General features: G+C 66.9%; 18 protein-coding genes and 1 tRNA gene. 6 read left to right on the forward strand and 13 right to left on the reverse strand.

Going from position 1 to position 20,509, the window contains the following annotated elements:
* Positions 1–48: 48 nt before the first annotated feature.
* Positions 49–1,491 (forward strand): cytosine permease, encoded by a 1,443-nt coding sequence (locus HNP02_RS12905; RefSeq protein ID WP_184438804.1) that lies wholly within the window; start codon positions 49–51, stop codon positions 1,489–1,491.
* Entirely contained in the window at positions 1,488–2,072 is a 585-nt protein-coding gene (locus HNP02_RS12910) for a VOC family protein (RefSeq protein WP_221317486.1), read from the forward strand. Before HNP02_RS12905 ends, HNP02_RS12910 begins: the two co-directional genes overlap by 4 nt.
* Positions 2,073–2,094: 22 nt before the next feature.
* On the opposite strand, the gene HNP02_RS12915 is transcribed toward HNP02_RS12910, so the two are convergent.
* The gene (locus HNP02_RS12915) at positions 2,095–2,613 is read right to left on the reverse strand and encodes a DUF6611 family protein (protein WP_184438806.1); all 519 of its coding nucleotides are present in this window, start codon (positions 2,611–2,613) and stop codon (positions 2,095–2,097) included.
* 111 nt (positions 2,614–2,724) lie between these two features.
* Between HNP02_RS12915 and HNP02_RS12920 the strand changes: the two genes are divergently transcribed.
* Positions 2,725–3,765 carry a 4Fe-4S binding protein gene (locus tag HNP02_RS12920; protein ID WP_184438808.1) on the forward strand — a complete coding sequence of 347 codons (1,041 nt, stop codon included), beginning with the start codon at positions 2,725–2,727 and terminating at the stop codon, positions 3,763–3,765.
* A gap of 96 nt (positions 3,766–3,861) precedes the next feature.
* On the opposite strand, the gene pth is transcribed toward HNP02_RS12920, so the two are convergent.
* From pth to HNP02_RS12960, 8 genes are all read right to left on the reverse strand, one after another.
* Positions 3,862–4,440 (reverse strand): aminoacyl-tRNA hydrolase, encoded by a 579-nt coding sequence (gene pth / locus HNP02_RS12925; protein ID WP_184438810.1) that lies wholly within the window; start codon positions 4,438–4,440, stop codon positions 3,862–3,864.
* Positions 4,441–4,465: 25 nt separating this feature from the next.
* Entirely contained in the window at positions 4,466–5,134 is a 669-nt protein-coding gene (locus HNP02_RS12930) for a 50S ribosomal protein L25/general stress protein Ctc (protein ID WP_184438812.1), read from the reverse strand.
* 166 nt (positions 5,135–5,300) lie between these two features.
* A complete protein-coding gene (locus tag HNP02_RS12935; protein WP_184438814.1) occupies positions 5,301–6,170 on the reverse strand; it encodes an oxidoreductase in 870 nt (289 codons plus the stop codon).
* A 28-nt stretch (positions 6,171–6,198) separates the two neighbouring features.
* Complete coding sequence (locus HNP02_RS12940) at positions 6,199–6,870, reverse strand: LpqN/LpqT family lipoprotein (RefSeq protein WP_309241529.1); 672 nt, start codon at positions 6,868–6,870, stop codon at positions 6,199–6,201.
* Positions 6,867–7,217 (reverse strand): arsenate reductase (glutaredoxin), encoded by a 351-nt coding sequence (gene arsC, locus HNP02_RS12945; RefSeq protein WP_184438816.1) that lies wholly within the window; start codon positions 7,215–7,217, stop codon positions 6,867–6,869. Before arsC ends, HNP02_RS12940 begins: the two co-directional genes overlap by 4 nt.
* Positions 7,218–8,198, reverse strand: a complete 981-nt coding sequence (locus tag HNP02_RS12950; RefSeq protein ID WP_184438818.1) for a ribose-phosphate diphosphokinase — start codon at positions 8,196–8,198, stop codon at positions 7,218–7,220.
* Positions 8,199–8,302: 104 nt separating this feature from the next.
* Complete coding sequence (glmU, locus tag HNP02_RS12955) at positions 8,303–9,799, reverse strand: bifunctional UDP-N-acetylglucosamine diphosphorylase/glucosamine-1-phosphate N-acetyltransferase GlmU (RefSeq protein WP_184438820.1); 1,497 nt, start codon at positions 9,797–9,799, stop codon at positions 8,303–8,305.
* Positions 9,800–9,816: 17 nt separating this feature from the next.
* Positions 9,817–9,888 (reverse strand) — tRNA-Gln (locus tag HNP02_RS12960).
* 138 nt (positions 9,889–10,026) lie between these two features.
* On the opposite strand from HNP02_RS12960, the gene HNP02_RS12965 reads away from it, so the two are divergent.
* Positions 10,027–10,617, forward strand: coding sequence for a TetR/AcrR family transcriptional regulator (locus HNP02_RS12965; RefSeq protein WP_184438997.1), 591 nt, complete (start codon positions 10,027–10,029; stop codon positions 10,615–10,617).
* A 1-nt stretch (position 10,618) separates the two neighbouring features.
* Here HNP02_RS12965 and lysA read toward each other — a convergent pair whose 3' ends face one another.
* Positions 10,619–11,959, reverse strand: coding sequence for a diaminopimelate decarboxylase (lysA, locus tag HNP02_RS12970; RefSeq protein ID WP_184438821.1), 1,341 nt, complete (start codon positions 11,957–11,959; stop codon positions 10,619–10,621).
* 107 nt (positions 11,960–12,066) lie between these two features.
* On the opposite strand from lysA, the gene mfd reads away from it, so the two are divergent.
* Entirely contained in the window at positions 12,067–15,774 is a 3,708-nt protein-coding gene (gene mfd / locus HNP02_RS12975) for a transcription-repair coupling factor (protein ID WP_184438823.1), read from the forward strand.
* A gap of 19 nt (positions 15,775–15,793) precedes the next feature.
* Positions 15,794–16,933, forward strand: coding sequence for a nucleoside triphosphate pyrophosphohydrolase (locus tag HNP02_RS12980; RefSeq protein ID WP_184438825.1), 1,140 nt, complete (start codon positions 15,794–15,796; stop codon positions 16,931–16,933).
* Here the strand turns inward: HNP02_RS12980 and efeB are convergent.
* From efeB to efeU, 3 genes are all read right to left on the reverse strand, one after another.
* Entirely contained in the window at positions 16,906–18,129 is a 1,224-nt protein-coding gene (gene efeB, locus HNP02_RS12985) for an iron uptake transporter deferrochelatase/peroxidase subunit (RefSeq protein ID WP_309241530.1), read from the reverse strand. The two genes, HNP02_RS12980 and efeB, sit on opposite strands and share 28 nt — an antisense overlap.
* 88 nt (positions 18,130–18,217) lie before the next feature.
* Complete coding sequence (gene efeO, locus HNP02_RS12990) at positions 18,218–19,390, reverse strand: iron uptake system protein EfeO (protein ID WP_375373668.1); 1,173 nt, start codon at positions 19,388–19,390, stop codon at positions 18,218–18,220.
* A 2-nt stretch (positions 19,391–19,392) separates the two neighbouring features.
* Positions 19,393–20,361, reverse strand: a complete 969-nt coding sequence (gene efeU / locus HNP02_RS12995) for an iron uptake transporter permease EfeU (protein ID WP_184438831.1) — start codon at positions 20,359–20,361, stop codon at positions 19,393–19,395.
* Positions 20,362–20,509: the final 148 nt, after the last annotated feature.

The raw sequence follows: 20,509 nt of genomic DNA on the forward strand, positions 1-20,509 counted from the left end.
TCGAGTCGGCGGTGTTTCGATGAGCGGAAGCCACGTAAGGAGCTTCCGATGTCAATCCACCCGACCGACGCATCGACCACCAGTTCCACGAACGCGGACACGACCGCAACCGATGACGGTGGCGTGCCGTTCGACGCGCACGGAATCGAACCGATACCGGACCGAAGCAGGGACTGTTCGCCGTGGGAGCTCTTCTGGATCTGGTCCGGTGCGAACATCGCGCCGATCAACTGGGTGCTGGGCGCCTTGGGAATCACGTTGGGGCTCAGCCTGATCGAGACCCTGCTGGTCGTGGTGCTCGGAAACGTCGGCGGGTGTGCGGTCTTCGGTGCGTTCAACGTCATCGGGCACCGCACCGCGGTGAACCAGATGGTCCTCGGGCGGGCTCCATTCGGCCGGTACGGCTCGATGCTGCCGGGAGTGATGCAGTTCGTGTTGACGATGGGCTGGGTCGGCGTCAACACCTGGGTGGTACTCGATCTCGTTCTTGCGATCCTTGCCGAGTTCGGGATCGGCGAGACGCCGTGGCTGGACTTCGTCGTCGCCGGGGCCATCATGGCGGCCCAGCTCGGCTTGGCCCTGTACGGCTTCTACGCCATCCGGAGCTTCGAGAAGTACACGGTGCCCATCACGGTCCTGGTGATGGCGCTCATGACGGTGCTGGCGATGGCGACCACCGACGTCGACTGGACCCTTGCGGGCACGGCGGTCGAGCCGGGGGCCAAGTTCACCGCCGTCACCCAACTCCTCACCGCCATCGGCATTGGCTGGGGCTTGACCTGGATTCCGTACGCGTCGGACTACAGCCGCTTCGTGCGGGTCGGTGCGACGTCGAGAGCGGTGTTCTGGTCGTCGGCGCTTGGCATGTACGTCCCGACCGTGTGGCTGGCCGCGCTCGGCGCCTGCCTCGCGAGCGCAGGCAATGGCAGCGACCCATCGACATTGGTGGTCAGCACATTCGGCGTGACGGCCGTACCGGTTCTGCTGCTGCTCATCCACGGGCCGATCGCCACGAACATCCTCAACCTGTACTCCTGCTCACTGGCGGCCCTGTCCCTCGGGGTGCGCGCCGCGCGGTGGAAGGTCACCCTGATCGCCGGCCTGGTGGCTTCGGCGGTGCTGGTGGTGTTCGTCGAGGCTGACAGCTTCGCGCACGCCTTCGACAACTGGATGGTGTCGATCCTGGTGTGGATCAGTCCGTGGGCGGCGATCATGCTGGTGGACTACTGGGTGATCCGCCGTGGCGCACTGGATGTTTCGTCGCTGTACGCACCGGCCGGAACCTCCGTGTACCCGAAGTTCGACTCGAGCGGACTGATCAGTCTCGCGGCCGGGCTCGTCGCAGGCTGGGCATGGCAGTACGGGATGGTGCCCATCATGCAGGGCCCGTTGGCGACGGCACTGGGCAATACCGACTTCTCCTGGTTGTCGGGTGGTGTCGTGGCCGGTGCGCTGTACTTCGTTCTGGCGCGACGGGCCGTGCGCGCATGATGGCCGCCGACCGACTGCCGTCGGTGGTGAGCGCGACCCAGTTGTCCAACGGCTTTCTCGGAAAACTGATCGAAATCTGCTTCGTCACAGCCGATTACCGCAAAACGATGGAGGGGCTGGTGCGGTTGGGCATCGGACCATGGCGGGTGTACACCTTCGACTCGGCGACGGTGACAGACCGAACCTACCGCGGCGCGCCGGCCGACTACGCGATCAAGGTGTGCTTCGCCGACGCCGGAGATCTAGCGGTCGAGATCATGCAACCGCTGTACGGGCCGTCGATCTTCCAGGAGTTCCTCGACGAACACGGTGAGGGCATCCAGCACGTCGCCTTCGACTGCGAAGAGCGGCACTGGGACGAGCGGACCGCCGAGTTCACCGACCGAGGCTTCCCCCTCGTTCAGGCCGGCCGATTCATGGATCTCAACGCATTCGGGTTCTTCGACACCATCGCCGCGACGGGCACCACCTTCGAGACGTACTCGATACCCCCGGGCTTCGTCTGGCCCGAACCGGAGGAGTGGTACCCGGCCCCGCCACCGGCCGGCCAAGCGCCGCCGGTCCGCGAACAACGCAGTTGACCAATGGTCGGCGCGCCTCGGACTAGGGACGCACCTCAGTGGCCATGCGGTCGTAGACCCGCCACACCACGGCCTCGTGCTCGACGCTGGTCGATTCGCCGGCGGCGAGCCTGCGATCTGCCTCTGCCAATTCCTCGGCCAGCGCGTACAGCTCGGAGTACCGCTCGATGGCCAGCGGGTCGTCGAACCCCACCATCCGCACCACGGTCAGCGTCCGAACCCCGCAGCGGGTGGCCCCCGTCATAGCCATCGCCACGGCACCGCTGCCCAGGCAGACGCCTGTGGAGGTGGCGAACGCCGGGCCGGGGCCGATGGTGTTCATCAGGACGGTCTGCAGCGTCAGCCACGTCAGCGTTCCCCAGATCGGCCAGGACCGCCACACTCGCAGCAGCATCCGCTCGTCGGGCGAGAGGCCGGGCGGGAACACCACCAGGCGGTGGCGAATGACGCCGTATCGACTCAGCGAGACGTCCAGGGCACCCCAGGTGCGGCCACCGTCGAGTAGTCGCCGCCAGCGGGGCTGGTGCAGCGTGTCGCTCATACCAACAGGTGTACCCACGGCGGGGCGTTCCGACCCCGATCCACACGTAATCCCTACGGCCGGGGGATCGATCTTTACGCATCTAAGTATTGTTGACTATACTCAGATGGCATGACCTCGACCCGCAAGATTTCGCCACGCCTGGCGGAGCACCCGACCGTCCGAAAGATGATGGCGCATCGGTCGGAGCCGCCTGGCGTGATCGACACGGACTGGCTGCGGCGGGTGTGCCTCGAGGCCGGGGCCGACGACGTCGCATTCGCCAGCGTGGACGACCCGGCGCTGGCATCCGAGGTCGAGCACGTCGACGGCGCGTTGCCTGGGACGAAGAGTTACATCTCCCTGGTCGTGAAGATGAACCGCGACAACGTCCGGTCGACCGCGCGCAGTGTGGCCAACCAGGAGTTCCATCGCAGCGGCGAAATCATGAACGAAGCGGCACACCGAATCACGCGCGCGCTCCAGGATGCGGGCCACCGCGCGATCAACCCGTCGATGTCCTTCCCGATGGAGATGGCCAACTATCCCGGCCGGATCTGGGTGGTGGCGCACAAGCCGGTCGCCGTCGCCTCCGGGCTGGGTGTGATGGGCATCCATCGCAACGTGATCCATCCGAAGTTCGGCAACTTCATCCTGCTCGGCACCGTTCTCGTCGACGCGCCGATCAGCAGTTACGGCGAGCCGCTGGACTACTCGCCGTGTTTGGAGTGCAAGTTGTGCGTCGCGGCCTGCCCGGTCGGGGCGATCAAGAAGAACGGCGACTTCGACTTCGTCGCCTGCTCGGTGCACAACTACCGGGAGTTCATGGGTGGCTTCACCGACTGGGCGCAGACCATCGCCGACAGCGAGGACGCCGCCGACTTCCGGTCCAGGGTCAGCGATTCCGACAACGCATCGATGTGGCAGAGCCTGTCGTTCAAGGCGAACTACAAGGCGGCCTACTGCCTGGCCGTGTGCCCGGCAGGCGAGGACGTCATCGAGCCGTTCCTCGACGACCGCAAGGGGTTCATGGACCTGGTCCTCAAGCCGTTGCAGGAGAAGCAGGAGACGTTGTACGTCCTGCCGAACTCGGAGGCCAAGGAGCACGCCGAGAAGCGCTACCCCCACAAGACCGTCAAGGTGGTGGACAGCGGTATCAGTGGCATGAGTTAGCGCACGCTGGTGATCCGCGAGCGCGCGCAAAGTGTCGACATTCTGCGGCGTGTCGCCCGCAGACACGCGCGCTCGCGGGGGAAGCAGGGGAACGCCCTAACCCCAGGCGTGCACGGTGTTCTGGGCAGGCTCGAGCCCCAGCTCGATCAGAAGCTCGGTGGCGTCGGCGGCCTGCTCGCAGATGGTCGGGACCTCCGGCCGCTCGGCGGCGGTGAAGTTCTCCAGCACGAACGTCGCCCCCGACTTGCGGCCGGGGGGACGCCCGACGCCGATCCGGATCCGCTGGAAGTCGTTGGTACCCAACGCCGAGGACACCGAACGCAGGCCGTTGTGACCGGCCACCCCGCCGCCGAACTTGAGCCGGATCCGACCGAAGTCGATGTCGAGTTCGTCGTGCAGGATGATCACGTCGGAAGGCGCCACCGAGTAGAACTTGGCCAGCGGCCCGACCTGGCGGCCCGATTCGTTCATGTAGACGCGCGGCTTGGCCAGCACCACAGACCGGCCGCCGAGGCGACCAGTGGTCACCTCGGCGCCGGAGCGCTTGTGCACCTTGAATCCTGAGCCGATGCGGTCGGCAAGGATGTCGGCGACCATGAAACCGAGGTTGTGCCGGGTCTTGGCGTAGTCCGGTCCGGGGTTGCCGAGGCCGACCACCAGTAGCGGTTCGGCCACGGCAGGGGTCCCGTACTACCCGAAGTTATTCGGATTCGGCTTCGGCGGGGGCCTCGTCAGCCCCGCCCGCTGCCTCGCCCGCATCGGCGGCCTCGGCCACGGCGCCTGCGCCCTCGGACTCGAGGTCCTCGGCGGTCGGCGCGTTGATGACGTTGACCACGAGCAACTCGGGATCGGAGATCAGCGTGACGCCGTCGGGCAGCGGGACCTGAGCGGCCAAGAACTGGGTGCCCGCCACGGCACCCTCGATCGAAAGCGTCAGGTTCTCGGGGATCGACATCGCGTCGGACTCGATCTCGATGCTGTTGGTCTCCTGGTTGACCAGGGTGTCCGGGCCGGCGTCACCCTCGACGATGACGTTGACCTCGACGGTCACCTTCTCGCCGCGGCGCACGATGATCAGGTCGACGTGCTGGATGCTGCGGCGGATCGGGTGGATCTCGAGCGCCTTCGGCAGCGCGAGAGCCTCGGTGCCGTCGATGTCCAGAGTCAGGACTGCGTTGGTGCCGAAGTTGCGCAGCACGGCGGCGAACTCGTGGGCGGGCAGCGTGAGGTGCTGGGGATCGGCGCCGTGGCCGTAGAGGACGGCTGGGATCTTGCCATCGCGGCGGGCCTGACGCGACGCGCCCTTGCCCGTCTTGGCGCGGACCTCTGCGGTCAGATTGTTCGCGGTGTGGGCCTGGGTCTTGGCCATGGTGTCAGCTCCTGTGCCGGTGTGAAGATTGGCGCGGCAAGGGTGACTCGAACAGCTGGGCTGCGGATCGGTTCCCGTCGATAACGGTGACTTCTCTCAGAAGTGCCGAAGCCACCCTCGCCGTGATCGCCAGCAAGGTTAGCGCAAACAGCGCCTTCAGCGAAAATCAGAGGCTGAACGTGGTGTCCGTGAGCTGCTCGGACAGCTCCCAGAGCTCCGTCGCCTTGTTGGCGTCGCGTGCCAGCGGGCTGCGGTGGGCGACGGGTCCGGTCGGGCCGCGCATCGCGAACTTCGGGCCGATGAAGCTGTTGCCCGGCAGGTCCTGCGACACCGCGTAGAGCGTCTGGCGGGCGCCGAAGTCGGCATCGGTGGCCAGCTTGTTTCCCATTGACATCATCGCGCTGCTGAATCCGCCTGCGGCGTGTCCCTGCAGGTTGGTCGCGGAGTAGCCGGGATGGGCTGAGTGGGACTTCACCGGCGACCCGGCGGCGTCGAGCCTGCGCTGCAGCTCCTTGGTGAAGAGCAGGTTGGCCAGCTTGGCCTGGCCGTAGGCCAGCCACGCGGAGTAGGGGCGCGACTTCCAGTTCAGATCCTTGATGCTGATCTTGCCGAGCAGGTGCATCATCGACGACACCGTGACGACGCGGTCGGTCACCTTCGGCAGTAGCAGGTTGGTCAGCGCGAAGTGGCCGAGGTGATTGGTGCCGATCTGGCTCTCGAATCCGTCGACGGTCTGCGCGTACGGCACGGCCATGACGCCCGCGTTGTTGACCAGTACGTCGACGCTGTCGACACCGTCGGCGAATGCCCGCACCGAGGCCAGATCCTGCAGGTCGAGCTGGCGGACCTCGACGTCGCCGGTCATACCCGACGCGGCAGCGTCGCCCTTGGCGGTGTTGCGGACGGCGAGCACGACCTTGGCGCCGACGCGGGCGAGCTCACGCGCGGTCACCTCGCCGAGGCCGCTGTTGGCGCCGGTCACGATGACGGTGCGGCCGGCGAACGAGGGCAGGTCGGCGGCGGTCCATTCGCTCATGGGCCAAAGCCTAATGACCGGTCAAGGCCTACTTGGCCTTGACCACGAATCCCCTCAGGATGGCCTCGATGTCGGGTCCGTTTGCGGCGGCCTGGTCGGCGAAGCTCGTGATCGTGAACTGGACCAGGTACTTCTGCCCCGGCACGTTCGGGCGCGCCGGCGTGCCGGTGGCGATCACGACGCGGTTGTAGCTCTGCATGCGCTTGCCGTTGAGGTCGTACGTGCCCTCGACCATCGACGACGGGAAGCCGCGGTAGTTGTCGGACGAGTCGTTGAGTTTCTTGAAGTTCTCCGACATCTGGGCGTCGGCGTTGGCGTGCTTGAGCGCCTCCGCGACGTCGAAGTCGCCCGTCAGCTGGAACACCAGCAGCATCACCGTCGGGTAGGTGTCGCCCTTGGCGATCATGCGCGTGCCGGGCGAGAGGTTCGGATTGACATATGGTGCCCAGCCGGGCGGGGTGGGGAAGGAAACGGTCAGATCGGTGAGCTTGTCGGGTGCCACCGGCGCACCCGTGATGCCGATGTTCTCCAGATACGTCGCGAGGGGCACCGGCACTTCGGTGTTGGTGGTGGTCGTCGTGGTGGCGGACGTCGACCAGATCGACTGATAGTCGGGTGTCGCGGGGCCACAGCCCACCGCGGCCGTGACGACCACCGCGGCTGTGCCGATCCTGACGGCCGGTACTACCCAGCGGGTCACAGAATCTCGCGGACGGCGTCGATCGGCCGGGCCAGCCGGGTGCCCTTGGCGGTGGTGACGAACGGGCGCTCGATGAGGATCGGGTGTTCTGCCATGGCGTCGAGCAGTTCGTCGTCGGAGGCGCCGGCAAGACCGAGTTCGGCGTAGAGCGCCTCACGCTTGCGCACGGCGGTACGGACGTCGATGCCCGCGTCGGCGATCATCTTCTTCAGCTCCGCACGCGACGGCGGAGTCTTGAGGTACAGCACGACGTTCGGCTCTATCCCGTTGTCGCGCAGCAGATCCAGCGTCTTGCGCGACGTCGTGCACTTGGGGTTGTGATAGATGACGGCTGGACGCTCGCCCATCTACGCCGACCCGTCGAAGAGCCCTGTGACGGAGCCGTTCTCGAACACCGCGCGGATGGTGCTGGCCAGCAGCGGTGCGATCGACAGCACGGTCAGCTGCGGGAACTGCTTTTCCTCGCCGATCGGCAGCGTATTGGTGACGATCACCTCGCGGGCGCCGGAGTCGGCCAGCCGCTGCGACGCCGGGTCGGACAGCACACCGTGCGTGGCGGCGATGACGACGTCGTCCGCGCCGTTCTCCTTGAGCAGCTTGACCGCACCGGCGATGGTGCCGCCGGTGTCGATCATGTCGTCGGTGATGATGCAGGTCTTGCCCTTGACGTCGCCGACGACGCGGTTGGACTTCACCTGATTGGGCACCAGCGGGTCGCGGGTCTTGTGAATGAAGGCCAGCGGAACGCCACCAAGGGAGTCCGCCCACTTCTCGGCGACGCGCACCCGGCCCGAGTCGGGGGAGACCACGACCATGTCGTGGTCGGCGTAGTTCTCGGCGATGTACCCGCAGAGCAGCGACTGCCCGCGCATGTGGTCCACCGGACCGTCGAAGAAGCCCTGAATCTGGTCGGTGTGCAGATCCACCGTGAGGATCCGGTCGGCGCCCGCCGTCTTGTAGAGGTCGGCGACCAGGCGCGCCGAGATCGGTTCGCGGCCGCGGTGCTTCTTGTCCTGCCGCGCATACGGGTAGAACGGCAGGATCGCCGTGATGCGCTTGGCGCTACCGCGCTTGAGCGCATCGATCATGATGAGCTGTTCCATCAGCCAGTGGTTCAGCGGCGCCGGATGGCTCTGCAACACGAATGCGTCGCTGCCACGCACCGACTCCTCGAACCGGACGAAGATCTCGCCGTTGGCGAAGTCGCGAGCCGTTTGAGCGGTGACCTCGACGTCGAGCTCCTTGGCCACCTGTTCGGCGAGCTCAGGGTGCGCGCGACCCGAGAAGAGCATCAGGTTCTTGCGGTTGTCGGTCCAGTCCGTGCCCACAGTGGTACTGCCTTCGCGGTCGGGGAGCGATACGGAGCAATCGTACGTAGCGTTGCCGGTGGCGCGTTGCCGGGTTACCAGATTGCCAACAAAAGGAATACGAATCAGCCGTTGGCTGGGTCGTCTTCGGCGGCGGCCGCCTCGGCCTCGAGCGCGGCCTCCGCCTGATTTGCGGCTGCCGCCGCGGCTGCCGCGGGGCTGCCGGGCCGCTTCTCCACCACCCAGCCCTCGATGTTGCGCTGCGGACCGGCCGATACCGCCAGCGCCCCCGGCGGCACGTCCTCGCGGACGACCGTGCCCGCACCGGTGTACGCGCCGTCGCCGATCGTCACTGGCGCGACGAACATGTTGTCGGACCCGGTCCTGACGTGCGATCCAATTGTGGTGCGGTTCTTGGTCTCTCCGTTGTAGTTGACGAACACGCTCGACGCGCCGATGTTGGAGTGCTCGCCGATGTCGGCATCGCCGACGTAGGTCAGGTGCGGCACCTTGGTGCCCGCCCCGATGGTGGCGTTCTTGGTCTCGACGAACGTGCCGATCTTGCCGTCGGCGCCCAACTGCGTGCCCGGGCGCAGGTAGGCGAAGGGTCCAACGGTGGCACCGGCGCCGATGACTGCCAGCTGTCCATGCGTACGGATCACCGACGCACCATCACCGACCTCGACGTCGGCCAACGTGGTGTCCGGGCCGATCTCGCAGTTCATGCCGACCTCGGTGGTGCCAAGAAGCTGGGTGCCTGGCCGGATGACGGTGTCGCGGCCGATGGTGACGTCGACGTCGATCCACGTGGTGGCCGGATCGACGACCGTGACGCCCCTGCGCTGGTGACCAGCCACGATGCGGCGGTTGAGCTCGGCGGCGAGGTCGGAGAGTTGCACCCGGTCGTTGATGCCCGCGACCAGCGCGCTGTCGTCGACGTGGCGTGCCCGCACCAGGTCGCCGTCCTGGCGGACGATCGAGACCACGTCGGTCAGATACAGCTCGCTCTGGGCGTTGTTGGAGCGCAAGCGGCTCAGCGCCGAGCGCAGCGGTGCGGTGTCGAACGCGTACACACTGGCGTTGATCTCGCGGATCTCCTGCTGCGAGCGGGTGGCGTCGGCCTGCTCGACGATGCCGATCACTTCGCCGTCCTGGGTACGCAGGATGCGGCCGTAACCCTTCGGGTCCGGCACGGTCGTGGTCAGCACCGTGGCAGCAGCGGATTCGGCGCCGTGCGAGTCGATCAGGTCGGCAAGGGTGTCCGCGTCGAGCAGCGGGACGTCACCGGTGATGACGACCACGGTGCCGTCGAAGTCGTCGGGGAGCGCCGTCAACCCGCACCCGACGGCATGGCCGGTGCCCAGTTGCTGGTCCTGCACGGCGATGTCGATGCGACGGCCCAGCTGGTCGGCGAGCGCGTCGACGGCAGCCGACACCAGCTCGCGGTCCTGACCGACCACCACGACGACGTGTTGCGGGGCGACCTTCGCGACGGCGTGCAGGGTGTGCGACAGAATGCTGCGGCCAGCCAAGGTGTGCAGCACCTTCGGGGTGTCCGACCGCATCCGGGTGCCGGCCCCGGCGGCCATGACGATCACCGCGGCCTCGCCTCGTGTGGTCATCGACCTGCCTTCCACTGCTCCGTCGCCAGGACTCGAACCTGAACTATCTGAACCAAAATCAGAGGTGCTGCCGATTACACCACGACGGACTGTCGGTGTGACTTTAGTCGAACCCGTGGGGCGAGAGCTCCGAGGATTACGCATCGGAGGGCAGGAGCGAAGCGACCCGGGATTACATTGAGACGATGGCCGCACCGGAGAAGGAAGCGCGTGCACCCCGCGCGCGCATGACTGGCACCGAGCGCCGTCAGCAACTCGTCGAGATCGCCAAGTCGCTGTTCGCCGAGCGTGGTTACGACGCCACGTCCATCGAGGAGATCGCCCAGCGCGCCAATGTCTCCAAGCCCGTCGTCTACGAACACTTCGGTGGCAAGGAAGGTCTGTACGCGGTCGTGGTGGACCGCGAGATGTCGGCCCTCCTCGACGGCATCACGTCGTCGCTGACCAACAACCGCTCAAGGGTCCGCGTCGAGCGGGTGGCGCTGGCTCTTCTGACCTACGTCGAAGAGCGCACCGACGGCTTCCGGATCCTGATCCGCGACTCGCCGGCCAGCATCGCGTCGGGCACCTATTCCAGCCTTCTCAACGATGCGGTGTCGCAGGTGGCGTCGATCCTTGCCGGCGACTTCTCCCGTCGCGGCCTCGACCCCGAACTCGCGCCGCTGTACGCCCAGGCGCTCGTGGGTTCGGTGTCGATGACGGCGCAGTGGTGGCTGGACACCAGGGAGCCCAAGAAGGAAGTCGTCGCCGCGCACCTGGTCAACCTGATGTGGAACGGCCTCACTCACCTCGAGGCCGATCCGCGGTTGCAGGAGTAGGTCAGCCCAGATCACGGAGGAGCAGGTCGGCCGTCGTCTCACGCCGGACCAGCTCGCGGAGCCGTCCGTCGTGGACCGCCACCACGGGCGGGCGTCCGACCATGTTGAAGGTCGACGCCATGCTGTGGTGGTAGGCGCCGGTGCAGGCCACCGCCAGCAGATCACCGGGATGCAGGTCGGCGGGCAACTGCACGTCGTTGGCGACGACGTCGCCTGCCTCGCAGTTCCTGCCGACGACGGTCACGGTCTGGGTCGGGCCAAGGGGATGGCGGTTGGCGACGGTCACCGTGTAGCGCGCGCCGTAGAGAGCCACCCGCGGGTTGTCGCCCATGCCGCCGTCCACGGCGACGAACGTGCGGCCGCCGGGCCGGTGTTTCACCGACACCACGCGGTAGCAGGTCACCCCGGCGCGGGCGGCTATCGCGCGGCCGGGCTCGACGGCGACCTTCGGCCTCGGGAAGCGCTCGGTGGCGCAGGCCTGGTCGAGTGCGTCGTCGATGACCCTTGCCAGCTTCTCGAGGTCGAGCTCGGCGTCACCGGTGACGTAGGGCACGCCGTGGCCGCCGCCGATGTTCAGCTCGGTGAGCACCACGCCGTAGTGGTTGCGGACGTCGGCCATCAGCGACACCATTCTCCTGATCGCCTCGCCATACGGGGCGGGGTCGGTGACCTGCGAGCCGAGGTGGCAGTGCAGCCCGGCCAACCGGAGCAGCGGCTGATCGAGCACGCGGCGCACGGCGAGGGCGGCCTGCCCTTCGGCGACCGCGAAGCCGAACTTCTGGTCGACGATGCCGGTGGTCACAGCGGCGTGGCCATGGATGTCGATGCCGGGTGCCACCCGGATCAGGACTTCCTGCGGGTGGCGCAGCTGACTGGCCAGCAGGGCGATCTCGGTGCCGCAGTCGATGACGATGCGGCCAACGCCCGCATCGGCGGCCGCCCGGAGTTCACCGGTGGTCTTGGCGTTGCCGTGCACGACGATGTTGCGGGGATCCACGCCGCCTGCCAGGCCGGTGGCCAGTTCGGCGGGCGAACACACGTCGAGGCCAAGACGCTCGTCGGCCACCCACCGCGCGACCTGCTTGGTCAGCAGCGCCTTGCCCGCGTAGGTGATCCGCACCCCGGGCAGCGCGGCCCGGTAGCGGCGGATCCGGTACCGGAAGTCGGCCTCGTCGAGGATGTAAGCCGGTGTGCCGTACTGATCGGCGATTTCGTTGAGTGCGACGCCGCCGACGCACAACCTGCCTTCGACGTCCACCCGCGTGGTCAGCGGCCAGAGGTCCGGGTCGACGCGCATTGCGGCGGCGTGGTGGAGCGACGGCATTACATCGAGAAGAGTCACGGTTTCCACGGTGCGCGCGGTTTACCTGGCGTTCGGCAATCTTGACGGTCTCCTACTGCCGGGCGCCGAAATTTTGACGTTGTCCGTCCTCATAGAATGGGGAGATCATGACCGCAGTGGGGCACACGGCTGCCCAAACCCCGATTGCGGGGCTCGTCGAACTCGCACTGACCGCTCCCACCTTCACCGACCTCATCGACCGAGCCGCCGAGCGGCCCGCCGAATTGGCCATGGTCGGCCCCATCGGTTCGCGGCTGTTCGTCGCAAGCGCCTTGGCCAGGACGGACCCGCTGCTCGTCGTCACTGCCACCGGCAGGGAGGCCGATGACCTGACCGGCGAACTGCGCGGTGTGCTCGGCGATGCGGTGACGCTTTTCCCGTCATGGGAGACGCTGCCGCACGAACGGCTGTCGCCGGGCGTTGAGACCGTCGGTGCCCGAATGATGGTGTTGCGCAGGCTCGCCCATCCCGACGATGCCCGGCTGGGGCCGCCGCTGCGGGTGGTGGTCACCGCGGCACGTTCGCTGCTGCAGCCGATGGCGCCCGACCTGGCCGAGATCGAGCCGGTGAGTTTTGCGGTAGGGGCTCAGCCAGGGTTCGCCGTCGGAGCCGCTCCGGCGGCGACATTCGAGTCAGTCATCGAACGGCTGGTCACGCTGGCATATACCCGGGTCGACATGGTCGGCAAGCGGGGGGAGTTCGCGGTCCGCGGCGGCATTCTCGACGTGTTCCCGCCCACCGCCGAGCATCCGGTGCGCGTCGAGTTCTGGGGCGACGAGGTATCCGAGATGCGGATGTTCGCCGTCGCCGATCAGCGCACCATCCCGGAGATCGCCGTCGTCGACGTGGTCGCCGTGCCGTGCCGCGAACTGCTGCTCACCGATGACGTGCGCCAGAATGCCGCCGCGTTGGCGGCCGAGATACCGACCCTGGAGAACCGGGTCGGCGACACGCTGGCGGACATGCTCACCAAGCTCTCCGAGGGCATCCCGGTGGACGGTATGGAGGCGCTGCTGCCCGTGCTTCGACCGACCGATCTCTCGCTGCTGCACGACCATCTGCCCGCAGGCACCCCGGTGCTGGTGTGCGACCCGGAGAAGGTACGCACCAGGGCAGGCGATCTGATCAAGACCGGCCGCGAGTTCCTCGAGGCGTCGTGGTCGGTGGCCGCGATGGGCGGGAACGCGCCCATCGACATCGAGCAGCTGGGTGGGTCGGGGTTCCGCGATCTCGAGGAGGCCCGCTCCGGCGCCGTCGCGAGTGGGCATCCGTGGTGGACGCTGAGCCAGCTCAGCAGCGAGTCGGCCATCGAGGTGGACGTCCGTCCGTCCCCGTCGACGCGCGGTCAACAACACGACCTCGACGAGCTGTTCGCGATGTTGCGGGCCCACGTCGCCACCGGCGGGTTCGCCGTCGTCGTCACCCCAGGCTCAGGCACCGCGCAGCGCGTCGTCGAGCAGTTGGGCGAAGCCGATACTCCCGCAGCTCTCTTGGAGCCTGGGGCCGAGCCGAAACCCGGCGTGGTCGGGGTGCTCAAGGGGCCGTTGCGGGACGGCATCGTGTTACCGGGTGCCGCCCTCGTGATCATCACCGAGACCGATCTGACCGGCAACCGCGCCGCGGCCACCGAGGGAAAGCGGTTGGCCGCCAAGCGCCGCAACGTCGTCGACCCGCTCGCGCTGACCGCGGGCGATCTGGTGGTGCACGACCAGCACGGCATCGGCCGGTTCGTCGAGATGACCGAACGCATCGTCGGCGGCGCGCGGCGTGAGTACCTGGTGCTCGAGTACGCATCGGCCAAACGCGGTGGTGGTTCGGACAAGCTCTTCGTGCCGATGGACTCGCTGGATCAGCTGTCCCGCTACGTCGGCGGCGCCGAACCATCGCTGAGCAAGCTCGGCGGTAGTGACTGGACCAACACCAAGACCAAGGCGCGGCGCGCGGTGCGGGAGATCGCCAGCGAGTTGGTGACGTTGTACGCGAAGCGCCAGGCCGCGCCCGGATACGCGTTCGGCCCTGACACTCCGTGGCAGGCCGAGATGGAGGACGCGTTCGGGTTCACCGAGACCATCGATCAGCTGACCGCGATCAACGACGTCAAGTCCGACATGGAGAAGCCCGTCCCGATGGACCGGGTGATCTGCGGTGACGTCGGCTACGGCAAGACCGAGATCGCGGTGCGTGCCGCATTCAAGGCGGTGCAGGCGGGCAAGCAGGTCGCCATCCTGGTGCCAACGACGCTGCTGGCCGATCAGCACCTGCAGACGTTCACCCAGCGAATGGCCGGCTTCCCGGTCACCGTGAAGGGGTTGTCGCGGTTCACCGACCCGGCCGACTCGCGCGCCGTACTCGCGGGCATGAAGGACGGCTCGGTCGACATCGTCATCGGTACCCACCGGCTGCTGCAGACCGGTGTCACCTGGAAGGACCTCGGCCTGGTCGTGGTCGACGAGGAGCAGCGGTTCGGCGTCGAGCACAAGGAGCACATCAAGTCGATGCGCACCCACGTCGACGTGCTGACCATGAGCGCCACCCCGATCCCGCGCACGCTGGAGATGAGCCTGGCGGGCATCCGTGAGATGTCGACGATCCTCACCCCGCCCGAGGAGCGCTTTCCGGTGCTCACCTACGTCGGGCCGCAGGACGACAAGCAGGTGGCCGCGGCGCTGCGGCGCGAGTTGTTGCGCGACGGTCAGGCCTTCTACATCCACAACCGGGTGCGCTCCATCGACGCCGCGGCCGCCAAGGTCAGGGCGCTGGTGCCGGAAGCGCGCGTCGTCGTCGCGCATGGGCAGATGGGCGAAGAGGTGTTGGAACGCACAGTCGAGGGGTTCTGGAACCGCGAATTCGACATCCTGGTGTGCACCACGATCGTCGAAACGGGCTTGGACATCTCCAACGCGAACACCTTGATCGTCGAGCGTGCCGACACGTTCGGCCTGTCGCAGCTACATCAGCTGCGAGGCCGGGTGGGGCGCAGCCGGGAGCGCGGCTACGCCTACATGCTGTATCCGCCGGAGGTGCCGCTGACCGAGACCGCCTACGACCGGCTGGCCACCATCGCGCAGAACAACGAGCTGGGCGCGGGCATGGCCGTGGCGATGAAGGACCTCGAGATCCGCGGTGCGGGAAACGTGCTCGGCGCCGAGCAGTCCGGCCACGTGGCGGGTGTGGGCTTCGATCTGTACGTGCGGCTGGTCGGCGAGGCCGTGGAAGCATATCGAGCGGCCTACTCCGCATCTTTGGACGGTGGAACCGTTGCCGCCGTTGAGGAACCGAGGGACGTACGCATCGATCTGCCGGTCGACGCGCACCTGCCACCCGATTACATCGGCAGTGACCGGCTGAGGCTGGAGGGGTACCGCAGGCTGGCTGCGGCGCCGGACGACGCAGGCATCGCCGCAGTGGTCGAGGAACTCGTCGACCGGTACGGGCCGTTGCCAGAACCGGCCGAGCGGCTGGTCGCACTGGCCCGGCTGCGGCTACTGTGCCGCGAGTACCACGTCACCGAGGTGAGCTCGATATCGGAGGCGAACGTGCGCATCGCGCCGCTGCCGCTGATGGACTCCCAGCAACTTCGGCTCAAGCGGATGTACCCGAGCGCGACCTTCCGTGCGACCACGTCGACGGTGGTGATGCCCATCCCGCGGGTGGGTACCGGCATCGGCGCGCCCCGGGTTCGTGATCTTGAATTGGTGCGGGTGGTGGCCGGTTTGCTATTGGCGCTGGATGGTAAACCGCAGGCAGATGTTGATATAACGAAGCTCACCGGAGGTGGGGAAGAGCGCCCCGCGAAGAGCAAAGGGAACCGATGAACGAGCAGCGCCGAGCGCGATGACCGTCGTCCTGGTCGATCCTCGCCGTCCTTCGCTCGTTCCGGTGGACGCCGTTGCGCTGCTCGCAGGTGACGTGCAGTACACCGAGGAGATGCCCGTCAAGGTGCCGTGGTCGTTGCCTGCGGCGCGACCGGCGTACGACGGTGAGGACGCGCCCGTGCTGCTGTCCTCTGACCCCAACCACCCGAAGGTCAGGGCGCGTCTCGAGGCCGGCGAGAAGGTGATCTCGGCGCCAGGACCACAGCGCGGTGACCGGCTCGTCGACGCGGTCGCGTTGATGGACCGTCTGCGGACCACCGGTCCGTGGGAGAGCGAGCAGACCCACGACTCATTGCGCCGGTACCTGCTCGAAGAGACCTACGAGCTGTTCGACGCGGTGCGCAGCGGCGACGCAGGTGAACTGCGCGAGGAGTTGGGTGACGTCCTGCTGCAGGTGCTGTTCCACGCCCGCATCGCCGAGGACGCGACGCAGCACGCCTTCACCATCGACGACGTCGCCGACTCGCTGGTGCGCAAGCTGAACAATCGCGCACCGAGCGTGCTTGCCGGAGAGTCGATTTCGCTCGACGAGCAGCTCGCCCAGTGGGAGGAGCGAAAGGCCGACGAGAAGAGGAACAAGGGCGCCGTCTCGGCCATGGATGACGTGCCGACCGGTCAGCCCGCTCTGGCGTTGACCCAGAAGGTGTTTCAACGCGTCATCGCGGCGGGTCTGCCGGTGGATCTGATCCCGGATGCGATGACGTCGATCGTTGTGTCGCTCGGTGATGACGCCGAGAACACCTTGCGCTCGGCGACGTTGGAGTTCATGGACACCGTCCGCAAGGTCGAGCACGCCGTTGCCGCCAGCCGTCGGCCCGATGACGTGCCCGAGGTACTCGACATCTCGCAGCTCGGTGTCGTCACCGAGGAGGAGTGGCGCGCGCACTGGCCCACGGTCGAGCCCGAGGTGGAGCCCGTGCCCGAGCTGGATGAATCCGAGCCCCTCGAAGCCGACGATGACGAGCCAGTCGAGCCGGAAGCCTCGGAGGATTCCGAAGAGCCGGAAGAGCCCGAAGCCTCGGACGAGTCCGAAGACTCAGACGAGGCCGCCGACGAGCCCGAGCAGCCTGATCAGGAGAAGAGCGTCGAGCCCCAGTAGGCCGACGAATCACCCTCGCGCAACCCGGGTGGGCACGCGAAAACGGCTGTGCCGGTGTGGAAGATGTACTCGTTGAGCGCATCGCCCGACATCTGCGCCAGCACCGGGATGAAGTTCGTGGTTGGACTTCGGACGAACGCGATGAAGAACAGCCCCGCATCGAGGTGGCCGAAACCATCGGAACCGTCGGTGAAGTTGTAGCCGCGGCGGAGCATCTTGACCCCACCCACGTGATCGGGGTTGACGAGCCGCACGTGCGCGTCGACGTCGATCAGTGGGGTGTTCTTGTCGTCCACCAGGTCGAAGTTGGGTTGCTCGAACTCCTGAACCAGCCCGTTGGGTGCGCCGCTGCCCTTCTGCCGTCCGATCACTCGCTCCTGCTCGAGCAGCGACGTCCGGTCCCACGCCTCGATGCGATTGCGAATGCGTCGCGTCACCAGGTAGCTGCCGCCGGCCAACCAGTCCGGTCCGTCGCCCTTGGCCACCCATACGTTCTTGTCGAGTGCGTCGGTGTCCTCGGCCTTGAGGTTGTTCGTTCCGTCCTTGAACCCGAGCATGTTTCGCGGCGTTGACTGTTCACGCGTGGTCGAGGACGTGCGGCCGAACCCGAGTTGTGAGTACTTCACCGCGACGGTGCCGAACCCGACGCGGGCCAGATTGCGAACGGCGTGCACCGCCACCTGCGGGTCGTGCGCGCATGCCTGGATGGCGATGTCGCCACCGCACTTGACGGGGTCGAGGATCTCGTTGGTGAACTTCGGCAGATCGGCGAGGCCGGCTGGACGCCGTGAGGCGATGCCGAACCTGTCCTTGCCGTCCTTGGTGAAGAACGACGGGCCGAACCCGATGGTCAGCGTCAACGCCGAAGGAGGCAATCCCAGCGCCTCGCCCGTATCCTCCGGCGGCGCATAGGGATTGCCGCCGACCGCACCGTCCGGATACGCGTCGTGGCCTTGCGTCATCCGCTCTGCCATCTGGGTCCACTGCTTGAGCAGTTCGATGACTTCGTCGCGGTCGTTGGTCGTGACGTCGAACGAACAGAAATGCATCCGGTCCTGCTGGGGCGTGATGATGCCTGCCTGCCGCTCACCGCGGAACGGAACCGCTTGGTCCAGCCCACCGAGGTCGGTGCTCGATGCGGACGCCCGGCCCGCGAGGGTACCGGCACCCGCCGCACCGACCACGGCGGCAGTCACCCCCGCGGCGCCGAACAGCTTGCGCCTTGACAGTCCCCGGCGAGCTGAATCCGGTTCTACCGCGGGGGTTTCCGTGCCATTGGGCGGGCTATTGGGGTGCGATGACACCCTGCACCTGACTTACTTCCTTTGACAACGCGTCGACCGCACGCGACAGCTCCTGGCGCTGCGGCTCGGTCACCTTGTCGTAGGAGACGAATCCGTCACCCTCACGGTACTTCTCGAGCAGCGCCTCAACCTCGGTGAACCTCTGGTCCACCTTCTTGCCGAGTTCGGCGTTGCGCTCGTCGACGATCGGCCGCACCGAAGCGACGGCGGTCTGGCTGCCCTCGACGTTGGCCTTGAAGTCCCACAGGTCGGTGTGGCTGAAGATGTCCTCTTCACCAGTGATCTTGCTCTTGGAGATTTCGTCGAGCAGACCCTGTGCGCCGCCGGCGATCTGGGTGGAGTCGATCTTGTATTCGGGGGCCTTGACGCCGTTGTCGAGTTCCTTGACGTCGGCCGCCAGCTGGTCGGCGAGCGCATTGGCGTCCGGCTGCAGACCGGTGACCCACAACTGCTTCTCCAGCACATGGAAACCGGTCCACTTCTGTCCGGGCTCCAGATCGGCCTCGCGAAGGTCGATGCGGGGATCGAGGTCGTTGGGGAACGATTCGGCCACCGGTTCGATGCGCTCGTAGTAGGTGCGGGCGAGCGGGAACTGCGCCTTGGCAGCGGGGACATCGCCCTTCTTCACCGCGTCGACGAACACCTGCGTCGCTGCGATGAGTGCGTCGGTCTGGCTGTTCACGTACCGCTTGTAGCTCTCGGACGCCTCTTTGAACTTGCCCTCGTCGTCGATCTTGACGGTGTCGCCGGTGACCTTGAACTCGGTGCGGATGCCGTCGCCGACCATGCCGGGCTTGCACGCGGTCTGGTAGGTGCCGGGCTCGCCGAGTTGCACGATGAGCTTGCGTTCCAGTCCGGGGGAGATGTTCTCCACCTCGCCCATCACCCGTTCACCCTCGCCGTAGACGTAGAACTCCTGCACCTTGGTGCCGTTGTTGGAGATGACGAACGTGCTTGGTCCCGTGGCCGCCTCGGTGCCCGAGAGCTTGCACTCGGTGTCGGAGGCGGCCACCGTGATATGGGCGGGTCCGGCCTTGCCGCCGTCGGTGCTCGGGGTGGCCTCCGGCTCCTTGGCGGTGCAGCTGGTCAGCGAGATGCCGGCCAGCAGCGCCGCGACCGCAGCGAGGCCCGCCTTGGCAGGCAAGGGAGAGATGTTCACGTAGTCGACCTTTCGGGTGCGGTAGAAGGCTCCGGTTCGGGGGTCGGACTGGAGCTGGAGGGGGAGGTGTCGGGGGGCCCAGAGGGAGAAGTGTCGTTCGGTGTGGCGGGCTTGCGGATCGGGCGCAGGAACAGCGCCAGCACGATGACGAGGTAGGCCAGCCACAGGGCCAACTGCAGGACGGTCGGCGTCGGAGTCACGTTGAAGATGCCCTGGATGGCCTCGCCGTACCAGGCCGACCAGTTGAACCAGGACGTGATGTCGAAGGCCTTATTGGCAAGGCCGGGCAGCCAGCCCACCGTCTGCAGGGCACCGATCCCGTAGGACAGGATGCCCGCGGCGACGATGACAAGGAACGTGCCGGTGTACGAGAAGAACTTTGCCAGGTTGATCCGCACCGCGCCCACGTACATGCCGTAGGCGATCGCGATCGCGATCAGCACGCCGACGACGAGGCCGACAAGCGGCCACAGGGTGTCGGCTTCCGCGTAGCCGACCATGAACAGCGCCGTCTCGACGCCCTCGCGCCCAACGGCAAGGAAGGCCAGCGTCAGAACGGCCAGCCCGCCCGTCTCGAGCGCCCGCGCCATGTCGCCGCGCAGCGCACCGGAGATCGTGGCGGAGGCCTTCTTCATCCAGAGCACCATGGTCGTGACGATCGCGACGGCGACCAGCGACGCGACGCCCGCGATGGCCTCGGCGGCCAAACCGGAGATCGTGTTCTCGCCGAACTGGATGACGAGGAACACCGCGATCGTCATCACGATGGCGGCGGCGACGCCGAACCAGACCCACTTCAGGGCGTCGCGCCGGTCCGACTTGACCAGAAACGCGATCAGGATGGTGACGACGATCGCGGTCTCGAGGCCCTCACGCAGGCCGATCAGCCCGCTGCCGAACAGTTGCGAGGAAACGCTGGCGCCCACAGCGAGAACCGACACCGACATGTCCCCGACGGCAGTCATCCTTTGCTGTTCCTTTCGCGTACATAGCATTGGCTAGCCAATGATAGGTATGGCTGACCTTAGCAGCGCACCCGGGCGTTTTTCACACCTCCGCGGCGCGACGCGAGAGCAGTCCCTGCGCGTGGGACGATGGCCGTAATCCGAGTCG

The sequence above is a fragment of the Mycobacterium sp. AZCC_0083 genome (assembly GCF_014202335.1).
In the GTDB taxonomy this organism is placed as follows: domain Bacteria; phylum Actinomycetota; class Actinomycetes; order Mycobacteriales; family Mycobacteriaceae; genus Mycobacterium.